11 protein-coding genes are annotated in these 14,216 nt (G+C 69.5%); 3 read left to right on the forward strand and 8 right to left on the reverse strand.

Translation table 11 applies throughout. The annotated features are described in order from the left end of the window. The first annotated feature begins 79 nt into the window (after positions 1-79). Genes QHF83_RS48070 through QHF83_RS48080 form a run of 3 tightly spaced genes read left to right on the forward strand, consistent with a single transcriptional unit; the run spans position 80 to position 3,598 of the window. Positions 80-1,333 carry a hydroxymethylglutaryl-CoA reductase, degradative gene (locus QHF83_RS48070; protein ID WP_282424883.1) on the forward strand — a complete coding sequence of 418 codons (1,254 nt, stop codon included), beginning with the start codon at positions 80-82 and terminating at the stop codon, positions 1,331-1,333. Positions 1,334-1,367: 34 nt separating this feature from the next. Continuing rightward, positions 1,368-2,456, forward strand: coding sequence for a histidinol-phosphate transaminase (gene hisC, locus QHF83_RS48075; protein WP_282424884.1), 1,089 nt, complete (start codon positions 1,368-1,370; stop codon positions 2,454-2,456). Beyond that, a complete protein-coding gene (locus tag QHF83_RS48080) occupies positions 2,453-3,598 on the forward strand; it encodes a tetratricopeptide repeat protein (protein WP_282424885.1) in 1,146 nt (381 codons plus the stop codon). Before hisC ends, QHF83_RS48080 begins: the two co-directional genes overlap by 4 nt. Positions 3,599-3,600: 2 nt before the next feature. On the opposite strand, the gene QHF83_RS48085 is transcribed toward QHF83_RS48080, so the two are convergent. The 8 genes from QHF83_RS48085 to nuoE form a co-directional block, all read right to left on the reverse strand. After that, positions 3,601-4,569: a hypothetical protein gene (locus tag QHF83_RS48085; RefSeq protein WP_282424886.1), complete on the reverse strand. Its 969-nt coding sequence runs from the start codon at positions 4,567-4,569 to the stop codon at positions 3,601-3,603. 218 nt (positions 4,570-4,787) lie between these two features. Beyond that, entirely contained in the window at positions 4,788-6,320 is a 1,533-nt protein-coding gene (locus QHF83_RS48090; protein ID WP_282424887.1) for an NADH-quinone oxidoreductase subunit N, read from the reverse strand. Then, the gene (locus QHF83_RS48095) at positions 6,317-8,179 is read right to left on the reverse strand and encodes an NADH-quinone oxidoreductase subunit M (protein WP_282424888.1); all 1,863 of its coding nucleotides are present in this window, start codon (positions 8,177-8,179) and stop codon (positions 6,317-6,319) included. The genes QHF83_RS48090 and QHF83_RS48095 overlap by 4 nt, the downstream gene beginning before the upstream one ends. Further along, positions 8,176-10,788, reverse strand: a complete 2,613-nt coding sequence (gene nuoL / locus QHF83_RS48100; RefSeq protein ID WP_282424889.1) for an NADH-quinone oxidoreductase subunit L — start codon at positions 10,786-10,788, stop codon at positions 8,176-8,178. Before nuoL ends, QHF83_RS48095 begins: the two co-directional genes overlap by 4 nt. A 1-nt stretch (position 10,789) precedes the next feature. Then, on the reverse strand, positions 10,790-11,098 hold the full coding sequence (gene nuoK, locus QHF83_RS48105) for an NADH-quinone oxidoreductase subunit NuoK (RefSeq protein WP_281332113.1): 309 nt from the start codon (positions 11,096-11,098) through the stop codon (positions 10,790-10,792). Beyond that, positions 11,095-11,703 carry an NADH-quinone oxidoreductase subunit J gene (locus QHF83_RS48110; protein ID WP_282424890.1) on the reverse strand — a complete coding sequence of 203 codons (609 nt, stop codon included), beginning with the start codon at positions 11,701-11,703 and terminating at the stop codon, positions 11,095-11,097. Before QHF83_RS48110 ends, nuoK begins: the two co-directional genes overlap by 4 nt. Further along, positions 11,700-13,052, reverse strand: a complete 1,353-nt coding sequence (nuoF, locus tag QHF83_RS48115) for an NADH-quinone oxidoreductase subunit NuoF (RefSeq protein WP_282424891.1) — start codon at positions 13,050-13,052, stop codon at positions 11,700-11,702. Before nuoF ends, QHF83_RS48110 begins: the two co-directional genes overlap by 4 nt. 3 nt (positions 13,053-13,055) lie before the next feature. After that, positions 13,056-13,535: an NADH-quinone oxidoreductase subunit NuoE gene (nuoE, locus tag QHF83_RS48120; RefSeq protein ID WP_281311752.1), complete on the reverse strand. Its 480-nt coding sequence runs from the start codon at positions 13,533-13,535 to the stop codon at positions 13,056-13,058. Between the last annotated feature and the right edge of the window lie 681 nt (positions 13,536-14,216).

Here is a 14,216-nt window from a genome sequence, read left to right on the forward strand (position 1 = left end):
TCCCGCGCCTCATCACCCTCGCTGCGCCGAGTCTCCACGGAACATGCGCATGGAGGCGCGTTATCCCTCCCGAGCGACCATGCACGGTACCCCTCCCCTCCCCCTTCCCTCGCTGCGCCATTTCTCCATCCCCGAGCGACGCGCCGAGGTCGCGCGTCTCGTCGGCCTCTCGCCCACGGAGCTCGAACACGCGCTTCGATCGGGCGGCCTCGACGAGTCGACCGCCGACGCGATGATCGAGAACGCGCTCGGCACGCTGGCCCTGCCCTTCGGCGTCGCGCCGGGCGTGCGCGTCAACGGCAAGGACTACCTCGTGCCCATGGCGATCGAAGAGCCGAGCGTCATCGCCGCGGCCTCGCACGCCGCCAAGCGCGCGCGCAAGGCCGGCGGGTTCGTCGCGGAGATCGATCCCTCGATCGTCGTCGCGCAAATCGAGGTGCACGACGTCGCGGATCCAGCAGGAGCGCTCGCGCGGATCGAGGCCGCTTCCGCGGAGCTTCTCACGCGGGCGAACGATGCGATCGGAAACCTCGTCGCCCGCGGCGGCGGCGCGCGCCGCATCTCGATGCGTGATCTCGGCGGCGGCATGATCGTCGTCCACGCACACGTCGATTGCCTCGATGCGATGGGCGCGAACCTCGTGAACACCGTCGCCGAGGCCGTGGGCCCGCGTGTCGCCGAGCTCGCGTGCGGCACGCTCGGACTGCGGATCCTCTCGAACTACTGCGACGAGCGGGTCGCCCGCGTGCGTGTTCATTTGCCCGTCGAGGAGCTCGCGAGCGCGCGCGTGTCCGGGCTCGACGCGGCGCGCGGCATCGCGCAGGCCTCGGCGTTCGCCGAGCGCGACGTCTACCGCGCGGTCACGCACAACAAGGGCATCATGAACGGCGTCGACGCCGTCGTGCTCGCGACGGGCAACGACTGGCGCGCGGTCGAGGCCGGCGCCCACGCGTACGCGGCGCGCAAAGGCAGCTACCGTCCGCTCGCAACCTGGCGCCTCACGGAGGACGAGCGCGTCCTCGAAGGACAGCTCGCGCTCCCGCTCGCGCTCGGCATCGTCGGCGGCGCTCTCCGCGCGCATCCGGGCGCCCGCCTCGCGCTCGCCTTGCTCCGGGTGACGTCCGCGGCGGAGCTTGCCGCCGTCGCGGCTGCCACGGGCCTCGCGACGAACCTCTCGGCCCTCCGCGCGCTCTCGACCGAAGGGATCCAGCGCGGCCACATGGCGCTGCATCACCGGGCGACGGGCGGCCCCGCGGAGCAGAAGCCCCGAACGACGAACGGACCTGGGCCTTGCGAGCCACCCGGCGCGGGAGAGGCTAAGCTGCCGCGCTGATTCGCGCCGACGCGTGGATCCCGAGATGCCTCGCATGACCACGCCCCGCTTCGCCCACCTCCTCCGCCCCGAGCTCGCGGACCTCGCCGCCTACGTGCCGCACGAGGGCGCCTACGAGATCCGGCTCGACGGCAACGAGGCCCCGCCGCTGCTCTCGCCGGACGCGCGCGCTGCCGTGGCGCAAGCACTCGCGGCGGGCGGGCTCGAGCGGTACCCGGATCCGCGAGCGATCGAGCTGCGCGAGGCGGTCGCCGCGCATGTGGGCGCGACGCCGGACGAGATCCTCGTCGGCGCGGGCTCCGACGAGTTGATCGCACTCCTTTTGACCACGCTCTCACAGCCGCGCGCAGGCGCCGATGCGGCGACGATCCTCACGCCGTCGCCCACGTTCGTCATGTACCGGCTCAGCGCGGCGGCCCGCGGGATGCGCGTCCTCGAGGTGCCGCTCGACGAGCGCTGGGATCTCGATGTTCCCGCGATGCGCGCGGCGATCGAGGCCGGAAAGCCGAACATCGTCTTCCTCGCGACGCCGAACAACCCGACCGGAAACCGCATGTCGGAGGATCGGATCCGCGCCGTGATCGAGGCCGCCGAAGGCGCGCTCGTCGTGCTCGACGAGGCCTACGTCGCGTTCGCGCCCGGGAGCATCGCGCACCTCCGTCACGCTTATCCGAACGTCGCGATGCTCGGCACGATCTCCAAGATCGGCTTCGCAGCGCTGCGGGTCGGCTGGCTCGTGGCGCCGGCCGAGCTCGTCCGCGAGGTCGACAAGGTGCGCCAGCCGTACAACCTCCCCGCGCCTTCGCAGCGCGCCGCCACGCTCGTCCTGCGCGAGCTCCGCGCCGAGATCGATCACGTCGTCGCGCACGTCGTCGCGGAGCGCGAGAGGCTCGGGCGTGAGCTTGCGCGGCTCGGGTTCGGGGTCTCCCCGAGCGACGCGAATTTCCTTTGGGTTGAAACGAAACGACCCGCGAAGGACGTCTTCGAGGGGCTCGCGTCGAGCAAGATCCTCGTGCGGAGCTTTCACGCGCGCGGCGGGCGCCTCGCGAACCGGCTGCGCATCACGATCGGCACGCGTGAAGAGGACGACCGGCTGCTCGAAGCAATCGCGAGGTGGGCATGAGCCGACGCCACGGCTCGGCTGCGATCGTCGCCGCCGCGATCACGCTGCTCGGTCTCGCGGCGGGATGCGCGGATCCAACGGTGATCCGCGTGATCGACGGCGTACCCACGAAGGGGCGGTTCATCTCGTACGAGTCGTACGCGTATTACGCGCGCGGCGCGGAGGCCGAGGCGCACGGAGATCTGCCGCTCGCGATCATGCTCTACAAGGGCGCGACGGAGCACGACGAGAAGAGCGTCGAAGTATGGACGCGTCTCGGCGCGGCATCCTGCGCGAGCCCCGACGCGCGCGCCTCCGCCGGCGAAGCGTTCACCCGCGCCGAGGAGCTCGATCCGAGTTACGAGCCCCTCGCCCGCGCCCGCGCTCGCTGCGCAGTCGACAGCGGGCGCGTCGCCGAAGCGCTGCAGCACGCCGCCCGCGCCGTCGCCCTCGATCCCGGGCAGGACGAGGCCGTCTTGCTCTACGCCTCGCTCCTCGAACGCGCGGGTCGCGTCGCAGACGCCGAGCGCACGCTCGACGCGCTCGTCATCGAGCGACCGACCTCGGTGCAGGGCTGGCTCGCTCGGTACGAGCTCGCCTTGCGCCGCCGCGACACGGTGACCGCAGAGCGAGCGGCCCGCGTCTTGCGAAGACGCGCGCCTCGCCTCGCGGATCGGATCGCCGCCGAGGTGCCCGCGCTCGCCCCGCTCGCCGAAGTCGACGCGGCCCTCCGATCCGGCGACCTCGGCGCCGCGCGCAAGGCCGCTCGTCGCGCGCGCCTGCCCGCGCCCGAGCTCGCCGTTCGCGCCGCGGCGCTCGGCCTTCCGCGCCTCGCACGTGATCAGGCCGAGCTCGTCCTCGGCGCCGATCCCTCGTCGAGCTCCGCGCGGATCGCCCTCGCCGTCGCCGCGGATCTCGCGGGCGACACGGCCCTCCTCGCGTCCGCGCTCGACGCCCCGAAGGACACGCCCACCGTGGCGCCCTCCCCGCTCGCGCGTCTGCTCTTCACCGACCTGCTCGGCCGGCGCGCGGGCCGCGACGCCGCGCGCGCCTTCGCCGGCCCGGACTTCGTTTCTCCCGACGCACCCTCGCCCGATCCGCTGCTCGAAGCCGCACGCAAGCGCGTGCGTGCTCTCCTCGCGCCGTCGGGCAAGGGCGCGTAGCGCTACTTCTTCTCGACCTTGTCCGGAGAACCTTTGTCGTCCGCGGCCTTCTTCTCGTCCGCGGCCTTCTTCTCCGCGGCGGCCTTCTTCCTCACCTCGGGATCGTCCTTCTTCGCGTCGAACTCGAGGTCCAGGTCGATCGTGTTGTCGCCTTCCTTCAGCGTGACGCGCTGCTCGACGACCTTGTCGATCGACGGGAGGAACGCACTCACGCGCACCTCGCCCACGGGAACGCCGGGAATCTCGTACTGCCCATCGAGGCCCGTGACCGCGTGTGTCGCGTACGCGAGCACGTAGACGTCCGCCGTGAGGAACGGGTTCGGCAGTTCGTCGCGCAGCATGTAGTGACCGGGCTCGTACGCGTAGAGCTTCACCGGCGCGCCGCCGGGCACGGCCACGAGCACCGCCTTCTTCGGCGCGCCGTCGAGGTACGGCATGTAGCTCTCGATCTTGTCGATGTTCGCGACATCGATGCGTTGCCCGTACGTGAGCGCCATCGTGCGGCGCGAGAAGGCGCAGCCGTGGATGGTGATCTTCGCGGCCTCGTCGCGTGCCGGGACGATCCCCTTGTAGCCCGTCACCGCGACGAGCACGTCGGCCGCCGCGCCCTCGAGCCCCACGCGGAAGAGTTTTCCGTACGTCGCCGCCGCCTCGCCGCACTTGCCAGTCGGGAACGTGAAGCTCGTCGCGGGCGGCGCGTCGCCCTTGATGCGCACCGTGCCGCGCACCGTGGCCTTCGGGCCCTCGTACGGCGCTTCGTTCTTCGGGTTGACGACCTTCGCGATGTCCGCGTCGGGCCGACCGATGCCGTTCGGGATCGACCCCTTCGGCCCGGACGCCGCCGAGGCTTGCGGTGCGGCGGATCCCGCCGCTTGCGCGCTCGTCGTCGGCTTCGCGTCGTTGCTCGCGGGCGCGGCGCCGTTCTGGCAGCCCAGCGCGACGACGCAGGGGATCACGAGGAGCCAGGACATCGAAGTTCGGTTCATCGCCCCGGACGGGGGCAAGCCCTGCGCCGCGCGGGATCGCAGCCCTTTCAAGGGAGCTCGCCGCGAACTCTGCCAACCGAGTTGTCGGATCATGTCAACCTCGTTGCCATACCCCGGCGATGCTGCGGCACAGCCGTCGCCGGGGCAAGGATTCCGTTTTGGGGGAAGCGAGGAGCGCGGAGCGAGCCCGGAGGCCCGCTCCGTCAGCGCGTGGCGAGGGCCGCCTCGACCGCGATCTGCAGCGACGTCGTCGGCCACAGGCCGAGCACGAGCACGAGCACGCCGGCGACGACGAGCGCCGTCGCGACGTAGCCCGAGCGCATCGGCTTCGCGATGGGCGCGCCGGGCGCAGGCTCGCGCATGTACATGTAGACCATCACGCGCAGGTAGTAATACGCGGAGATCACGCTGTTCAGCAGCAGGATGATCGCGAGCGGGTAGAGCCCCGCGCCGATCGACGCCTTGACGATGTAGAGCTTGCCGAAGAAGCCCGCCGTCGGAGGCACGCCCGCGAGCGAGAGCAGGAAGAGCGAGAACGCGAAGCCCGCGGCCGGGTGCCGCTTGCCCACGCCCGCGAGGTCCTCGTAGCTCACCGCCTCCGCGCCGCGGCTGCCCATCAGGATGAGCGCGCCGAACGCGCCGACGGTCGAGACGGTGTACGTGAGCAGGTAGAACATCACGCTGCCCTGCGCGTCGCCGCCCGCGCGCATCGTCGCGACGACGCCCACGAGCACGTACCCCGCGTGCGCGATGCTCGAATACGCGAGCATGCGCTTCACCGACTCCTGCTGGCCCGCGACGAGGTTCGCCACCGTCATCGTGAGCACCGCGAGCAGCGCCACGACCGGAGGCCAGCCCGCCGCCCACGACTCGAGCCCGCCCTCGCCGAACGCGCCGACGAGCACGCGGAGCATCGTGGCGAACGCCGCGCACTTCACGGCCACGGCCATGTACGTCGTGGTCGGCGTCGGCGCGCCCTCGTAGGCGTCCGGCGTCCACATGTGGAACGGCACCGCGCTCACCTTGAACGCGAGGCCCACGATGATGAGCACCGCCGCCGTGATCACGAGCGCGAAGTTCGGGCCCTTGCCCGGCTGCGCGTTCGCGATCGCCTCGCGGATGCCCGCGAGATCGGTGTGCCCCGTCGCGCCGTAGAGCAGCGCCCCGCCGTAGAGCAGGAGCGCGGCCGCGAACGACCCGAGCAGGAAGTACTTCACCGCGGCCTCGGTGCTGCGCAGCGAGGCGCGGCGGAAGCCGACCATCGCGTACACGCCGAGCGACATCGTCTCGAGCCCGAGGAAGAGCGAGAGCAGATCACCCGCCGCAGCGAGGATCATCGCGCCTACCGTCGAGAAGATGATGAGCGGGTAGAACTCGCCGCGATCGAGCCGATGCTCCGGCAGGTAGCCGCCCGCGAGCAGCGCGGCGAGCGCGCCGCCGAGGCAGAGCACGAACGAGAAGAACAGGGTGAAGCGGTCGACGATCACCCAGGGCGCGACCAACGACGCGCCCTCGAGGTTCTCCGGACCCACGAACCAGATCGCCGCGGCGAAGACCGCGCCCGCGAGGAGCGTGACAGCCGTGCCGAGCGAGAGCTCCGAGGAGGGACCAGCGTCCCGATCGTCCGACGTCTCGTCGACACGACGCTTCGAGAACGCCTCCGCCACCATCAGAAGCAGGCCGCCGAGGCTGACGACGAGCAGCGGCGACAGACCGAGGAAGAGCCCCGCGTTCACTGCGCCACCTTCCCTTCACCGCCGAGCGCCGCCTGCGAGCCCTCGGCGCCCGCCGACGGCTCCTCGGGCTTCTCCTTCTTCGGCATGCCCTTCAGGAACGCCGGTGAGAACGTGTCCTCGGGCAGGAGCTTCGCGTCCCGCTCGTCCGCGAACAGGATCGCCTGACCCGATACGACCTTGTACTGGTTGTGGTGGAGCAGGATCGACTCCTTCATCCGATCGAGGAAGATCGCGGGGAAGAACCCGATGACGAAGATCATCAGCACGAGCGGCGCGAGCGCGAGCGACTCGCGCACCGTGAGATCGGGCAGGTGCTTGTTCTTCGGGTTCGTGAGCGGCCCGAAGAACATCTTCTGGACCACGTAGAGCATGTAGACCGCCGCGAGGATCACGCCGGCCGCCGCGCCCACCGTGTGGATCCCGGCGAACTTGCCGAGCCGCTCGGAGAGGAACGTGCCCATGATGACGAGGAACTCGCCGACGAACCCGTTCGTCCCGGGGACGCCGACCGACGCGAACGTCACGATGAGGAAGACGACCGCGTAGAGCGGCATCACCTTCGCGAGCCCGCCGAACTCGTCCACCTCGCGCGTGTGGCGCCGATCGTAGATGACGCCGACGAGGAGGAAGAGCGCGCCCGTCGACACGCCGTGGTTGACCATCTGGAGCACCGCGCCCTGCATGCCCGCCGGCGTCGCGCTGAAAAGCCCCAGCATGACGAAGCCGAGGTGCGCGACCGACGAGTACGCGACGAGGCGCTTCACGTCGCGCTGCTTCCACGCGACCAGCGCGCCGTAGAGGATGCCGCCCAGGATCGCCACGCCCGCCAGGTTCGCCGACAGGTTCGAGGCGGGCCCCGGGAAGAGCCCCATCGAGAAGCGCATGTACGCGTAGGTGCCGAGCTTCAGCATCACGGCGGCCAGGATCACCGAGCCGCCCGTCGGCGCCTGCACGTGCGCGTCCGGCAGCCACGTGTGCACCGGCCACATCGGCACCTTGATGAAGAACGCCAGCGAGAAGGCCCAGAAGCAGATGAGCTGCGCGTTCTTCGACAGCACCACGCGCGAGAGCGCGAGGTAGTCGAACGTGAAGTCACCCGTGAGCTTCTGGTGCGTCCAGACGAGGTAGATGATCGCGGCCAGCATCAGCACCGAGCCGGCCATCGTGTAGAGGAAGAACTTGATCGCCGCCTTCACGCGATCCGCGCCGCCCCAGACGCCGATCATCATGAACATCGGGACGAGCATCAGCTCCCAGAACACGTAGAACAGGAAGAGATCGAGCGCGACGAACGCGCCGATCATCCCGCCCTGCAGGAGCAGGAGCGCGAAGCAGAACTCCTTGATGCGCGTCTTGATCGAGCCGAACGACGCGTACGCCGCGATCGGCGTGACGAACGTCGTGAGGAGCACGAGCCACAGGCTGATGCCATCGATCGCGACGTGGTAGCGGATGCCGAGGAAGGGCATCCAGTCCTTGATGTACTGGAAGTGCCAGCCCGCGGTCATCGGGACGGTGAGCAGCCAGAGCGACGCGACGAACCCGATGCCGAGCACCACGTACGTGAAGCCGCGGAGCACCGAGAGCATCTGGCGCGGGATGAACAGCACCGCCGCCGCGCCCACGATGGGCAGCGCGATGAGCAGGTTGAGCAGGTGCGGCCACTCGCCCGGAGCCTGCGCAGCCTGCGCCGCGCCCTCGGTCGGCCAGAGCCAGATCACGAAGAGCGTGGTGAGGGCCGCGATGAAGCCGAGGCCGGCGCGCTGCTTCGTCGACGCGTCGCCCCGCGGGACGAGCGCGCCGAGGATGCCCGCGCCGATCGCAGGCCAGTACTGAAACACGAGATCGAGCGGGCTCATTGTGCGCCTCGCGGGTTGATGAGCCCGGGGATGTCCTTCGCAGGAATGCTACCGCCGCCCGCGGGCACCACATTGCCCGGCACGACCGGGATCGGCGCCGCGGAGGACGGGAAGCCGCGGCCAGGCCGCGTGATCGCGAACGAGTGGGTCGCCTCCTGCGCGAACGCGTTGCGCACGTGCAGCTTGACGTCCTTCGTCTCCCCGGGATTGACGTTGATGCGGACCTCGCGCACCTGGCTGAAGTCCTTCTGCTCCGTCCCCGTGCCCTCCCAGCGGTAGGTGTAGCCGGGGCCGGGCGCCGCCGAGATGACCACCTCGCCAGCCGAGCGGAGCTTCGAATCGTCGACCGTCGCGTCGGCGTGCGGGCGGACCAGGAAGAAGCCCACGCCCGCGAGGCCGAGGGCCATCGCAGCGCCGTACACCTGCACGCGGCCGGTCTGGAAGGTGCGGAGGACCGTCCCGAAGAACGCGACGATCGCCGCCGTGAGCTTCGCGAGGATGCCGTCGATGAACCACTTGTCCGCGGCCGTGAAGATGTCCGCGAGCGCGTCCACCATCCCGACGACCACGGCGTCGTAGAGCTCGTCGATCCGCCACTTGTCGTAGATGAGCTTGTAGAGGCCCGGCGCCGCCTTCTTGAACGACTCCTCCGGCGCGCCGCCCTTGTTCAGGTACACGACCATCGCCGCGCCCGTGCCGGCGAGGAAGGCCGCCACGCCGGGGCCCATCATCGGCCACATGAGCTTCTCGACGCCCTCGCCGCGCAGCACGACGGCGTCGTGCGCACGCGAGAAGACCGGCGAGAGGATGTGCCCGAGCGGCTCGATGTGGATCGGCTCCGCCATCAGGAAGCCGGCGAAGACCGCGAACACCGCGAGCACCATGAGCGGGAGCGTCATCGCGAGCGGCGACTCGTGGGGCTTCGGCCCCTCGAGCGGCGTGCCGTCGTCGTGGTGATCGTGGTGATCGTCGTGGCCATGATCGTCATGGCCGTGGCCGTGCTTCGGCTCCTTCCAGCCCGCGACGATCTTCCACCCGCGGAACTCGCCGTGGAACGTGAGGAAGTAGGCGCGGAACATGTAGAACGCCGTCATCGTCGCGGCGACCACGCCGACCCAGTAGATCCCCTGGCCGAGCCACGAGGGCCACGTCCAGAGCGGCTCCATGCGGCCGACCTCCGGCGCGACGATCTTCGTGGAGAACGCCCGCCAGAGGATCTCGTCCTTCGACCAGAAGCCCGCGAGCGGAGGCGCGCCGGCGATCGCGAAGCACGAGATCAGGAACGTCCACCGCGTGATCGGCATGAACTTCTTCAGGCCGCCCATGTTGCGGATGTCCTGCGACTTGTCCGTGTCGTGGATCCGCGCGTGCATCGCGTGGATCACCGAGCCGGCGCCGAGGAAGAGGCAGGCCTTGAAGAACGCGTGCGTGAAGACGTGGAAGAAGCCCGCGGCGAACGCGCCCACGCCGACGCCGATGAACATGAACCCGAGCTGGCTCACCGTGGAGTAGGCGAGCACCTTCTTCAGGTCGTGCTGGAACAGGCCGATCGACGCGGCGAAGATCGCCGTGGCGCAGCCGAGCACCGCCACCGTCGCCATCGCGGCCGGCGACATGAGGAACACCGCCGACGTGCGCGCGACGAGGTAGACGCCCGCCGTGACCATCGTGGCCGCGTGGATGAGCGCGGAGACCGGCGTGGGGCCCGCCATCGCGTCCGGGAGCCACACGTAGAGCGGGATCTGCGCGCTCTTGCCGGCCGCGCCGAGGAACATCGCCAGGCCCACGAGCGTCGACGCGTAGACCTGGATGCCCTTCTCGGGCAGGAACAGGTGCACGATCGCCTTGTACAGCGCGTTCGCGTTCGGGTTCGCCGCGTCCCACTGCGCCTCGAGGGGCAGGTTGCCGAAGGGCCAGATCGTGACCGGATCGAGCAGGTTCCGCGCGCTGGCGTTGATCTCCGCGAAGCGGAGCGATCCCGTGTAGTAGAGCAGGATCGCCATCGCCACGAGCAGACCGAAGTCGCCGATGCGGTTGACGATGAACGCCTTTTTGCCCGCGGTCGCGTTCTTCTCGTCACCGAACCAGAAGCCGATGAGGAGGTAGCTGCAGAGGCCGACGCCCTCCCAGCCGACGAAGAGCACGGCCATGTTGTCCGCCATGACGAGCGTCAACATGGCGAAACAGAAGAGGTTCAAGTACGCGAAGAACCGGTGGTAGCCCGGGTCCTTCACCATGTACTCGCTCGAGTACAGGTGGATCAGGAACCCGACGCCGGTGACCACCAGCATCATCGTCGCGCTCATCGCGTCGACGCTGAAAGCGACGTCGATGGGGATCGTTTGCCCCATCCGACCGTTCAACGAGAACCAGCGCCAGGCGGTCCACGCGAGCGTGCCGCCGCCCTCCCCCTTCGGCAGGAGGAGGAAGGTGGCGAGCGCCGCGATGAACGAACCGCCGAGGGCCGAGAGGGCCATCAGGCGGACGCCCGCCTTGCCGAGCCGCTTGCCAAAGACGCCGTTCACGAAGGCGCCGAGGAGCGGCAGGGCGAGGACGACCGCTAACAGCGTGAAGTTCGTTGCGGGAAACTGAGCTTTGAGGGCTTCCACGCTAGTTCCTCAGGAGATCGGCGTCGTCCGAGCGCACCGTGCTGCGGAGCCGGAAGAACGCGAGGACGATGGCCAAGCCGACGGCGGCCTCCGCCGCGGCGATGGCGATGATGAAGAAGGTGAAGATCTGCCCGGCGTGGCCCCCCACGTGCTGGCGGTTGAAGGCGACCAGCGTGAGGTTCACGGCGTTCAACATCAGCTCGATGCTCATGAGGAGCACGAGCAGGTTGCGTCGGATCAAGAAGCCCACCGCGCCCGTCATGAAGAGCGCGGCGGCCACGATCACGAAGTACTCGAGCGGGACGGTCACGACCTCGCCTCCTTGGTCTGGCCTGCGGTGCGTGCGGTGGGTGAGGGTGTCTGGGCCGGCTTCGCGTCCGCCGCCGGCAGCAGCGTGGGATCCACCTGCTTGCCGCGCGCGACCGCGACCGCGCCGATGACGGCCACGAGGAGCAGCGCGCCCGAGAGCTCGAACGGCACGAGCGCCGTCGAGAAGAGCTCGTGCCCGATCGACTCGATCGTGCCGAACTGCGGCGGCACGGCCGGCAGCGCCGTCGGCGTGCTCGGCTGCGTGCGCATCACGAGCGCCATCGCGCCGAGCCCGCTCACGAGGAGCGCCGCGGCGCCCACGTAACGCGCCACCGCGCCCCGCGCGTCGCGCTTCGACTGCGCCGACGGGCCGAGGAGCATGATCACGAACAGGAAGAGGATCACGACCGCGCCCGCGTACACGAGCAGCTGGATCGCCGCGAGGAACTCGGCGGCCAGCATCAGGTAGAGGCCCGCGATCCCGATGATCGTCGAGAGGAGGCCCATCGCCCCGCGGATCGGGTTCTTCGCGCCCACGGTCACGATCGCGCCGAGCAGCGCGATGACCGAGCAGAGGCCGAAGAACGCGAGTTCGAGTTTGTTCACAGCGCGAGCCTCCCCGTCCCGGACTTGCCCTTCGTGCGCACGTGCTCCTCGAACTCCTTGCGGTACTTGCGCAAGAAGCCGAGCGCGGGCATCGCCGTGCCCTCACCGAACGCGCAGATCGTGTTGCCCATGATGTTGTCGGCGATCTCGTGGAGCCGATCGAGCTCCTCCATCGTGGCCTCGCCGTGCACCATCCGATCGAGGATGCGGAAGAGCCACGCGCTGCCCTCGCGGCACGGCGTGCACTGGCCGCAGGACTCGTGGCGGTAGAACCGCATCAGGTTGTGCATCGCGAGCACGATGTCCGTGTTCTTGTTCAGGACGATCGCGCAGCACGTGCCGAGCATCGTCCCGAGCGCGCGGTACGTCTCCACGCCCATCGGCACGTCGAGCACGTTCTTGCCGTGCCAGCGGTGCAGCGGCGACTTGGGATCGGGCGCGTTCACCACCTCGTCGGGGCGCAGGATCGGACAGGACGAACCGCCGGGGATCACGCCGAGCAGCTCGCCGCCCTTCACGCCGCCGCCGAGGTCGTAGATGAGCTCGCGCAGCGTCAGGCCCACGCACGCCTCGAAGACGCCGGGCGTGTTCACGTGGCCCGAGACGCCGTAGAGCCGGCAGCCGCCGTCCTTCTGATCGTGCAGATCCGAGAGCTTGGAGAAGGCGTCGCCGCCCATCGCCAGCGCCACCGGCACCGCCGCGATCGTCTCGAGGTTGTTCACGGTCGTCGGCATGCCGAACGCGCCGGCCTGCGCGGGGAACGGAGGCTTGAGCCGCGGCTCGCCGCGCTTGCCTTCGAGCGAGTTCAGGAGGCTCGTCTCTTCGCCGCAGATGTACGCGCCGGCGCCCGTGTGGACGTAGACCTCGACGGGGTAGTCGATCCCGAAGGGCTTCGCGCCGAGGTAGCCCTTCTCGCGCGCCTCCTTGATCGCGCCCCAGAGGCGCGCCTTCGACAGGTGCAGCTCGTCGCGGACGTAGATGTACGCCGCGTGCGCGCCGATGCCGAAGCAGCCGATGATGCAGCCCTCCACCACCGCGTGGGGATCGAGCTCCATGATCGTCCGGTCCTTGAAGGTCCCGGGCTCGCCCTCGTCGGCGTTGATGACGAGGTAGTGCGGCTTCTCCGGCTTCGGAGGCCACGGCATGAAGCTCCACTTCACGCCCATCGGGAAGCCGGCGCCGCCGCGGCCGCGGATGTTCGCGGCCTTCATCTCCTCGACGAGGGCCTCCCGGGGCATCGAGAGCGCGCGCTTGGCCTGTTGATAGCCCCCGTCACGCTCGTACACGGGGAGCGTCCACCCCTCGGGGACGCCATACCGCTTCGTCAGATACGTCGTTTGTCGCAGCATGGGTCACTTGATGAGGCGGTCGAGGATCCGATCGACCTCGGCCGTGGTGAGGTTCTCGTAGTAGTCCTTGTCGACCTGGATCATCGGCGCAGTGCCGCACGAGGCGAGACACTCCGCCGTCCGCAAGGTCACCTTCCCGTCCTTCGTCGTCTGCCCGACGTGGATACCGAGGCGTTTCTCGCAGTGGTGGAGGATGTCGTCCGCGCCGCGGAGCGCGCAGCTCAAGGTCCGGCAGACCCAGACCTGGTGCTTGCCCACGGGCTCCTTGTTGAAGAGCGTGTAGAACGTCACCACGCCCTTCACGTGCGCGGCCGACAGGCCGAGCCGAGCCGCCACCCATTCGACGACTTCGTCGGAGATCCAGCCATTCTGCTCTTGGCAGAGATGGAGGACGGGGATGCAGGCCGCCTGGCGGTTCGGGTAACGCGAGAGGATTTCTTCGACGTGCTTCTCGCGGTCGGGAGACAGTGCGAACTTCGTCATGTTCGTTCGCCAGCAGGGCTAGGGGTGGATCGAGGCGGCGGCAAGCGAGCACGTGTCCTCGTGCTCGACTTCGACCCCCTCCGTCGGGCCACGAGCCAGACCGGAGAGAGAACGAGCCGCCCGAAGGGTTTTGCCCGCGTTTCGCTCGGGCCCCTTCTGCAGGCGCGCGCACGCTAGTGAGCGACCCCCGGTTGTGTCAAGGCGCGCCGTTCGCCATGCCGAATCTTTCTCCTTTTCTTGGCGGCGCGCTGCACCCGAGCCCACCTCGCAGCGGCTCCGTTTCATGCGCCCGAGAGCACCGCCGAGCACGCGCGGGTTTGCTCGCTCGCAAGCGCGCTCGCGCGTCGGCGATCGATCTCCGACGACCCCTTGCGTTGTGCTTGAGAAGTGGTGCGAACCTCCACTACGCTCCCGGCCGCCTCGCGCCCTTCGCAACCGTTCGAATGACGCGCAGCGCCTCGGGAGGTGGTTCGTGTTCTGTCCGAATTGTGGGACACAAAACTCGGAGACGGCGACGACTTGCACGAAGTGTGGCTTCAACCTGAAAGGAGCCGCCGCGCCGAAGTTCAAGGGGACGATGCTGATGAGTCAGCAACCCCCGACGCCGCCCGCGGGGGCCATGCCGCCGCCGGCGCCGCCGCCGCCGATGGCGCCGCCCATGCCGGCCGCCGCGCCGCCGCC

Source organism: Polyangium sp. 15x6, from assembly GCF_029960785.1.
Taxonomy (GTDB): Bacteria; Myxococcota_A; Polyangia; order Polyangiales; family Polyangiaceae; genus Polyangium.

Bases quoted from the DNA above. Each gene is read 5' to 3' on its own strand.
- QHF83_RS48070 (WP_282424883.1), top strand. From the start codon at position 80: ATGCACGGTACCCCTCCCCTCCCCCTTCCCTCGCTGCGCCATTTCTCC.
- QHF83_RS48085 (WP_282424886.1), bottom strand. From the start codon at position 4,569: ATGTCCTGGCTCCTCGTGATCCCCTGCGTCGTCGCGCTGGGCTGCCAG.
- QHF83_RS48080 (WP_282424885.1), top strand. From the start codon at position 2,453: ATGAGCCGACGCCACGGCTCGGCTGCGATCGTCGCCGCCGCGATCACG.
- hisC (WP_282424884.1), top strand. From the start codon at position 1,368: ATGACCACGCCCCGCTTCGCCCACCTCCTCCGCCCCGAGCTCGCGGAC.
- nuoE (WP_281311752.1), bottom strand. From the start codon at position 13,535: ATGACGAAGTTCGCACTGTCTCCCGACCGCGAGAAGCACGTCGAAGAA.
- QHF83_RS48095 (WP_282424888.1), bottom strand. From the start codon at position 8,179: ATGAGCCCGCTCGATCTCGTGTTTCAGTACTGGCCTGCGATCGGCGCG.
- nuoF (WP_282424891.1), bottom strand. From the start codon at position 13,052: ATGCTGCGACAAACGACGTATCTGACGAAGCGGTATGGCGTCCCCGAG.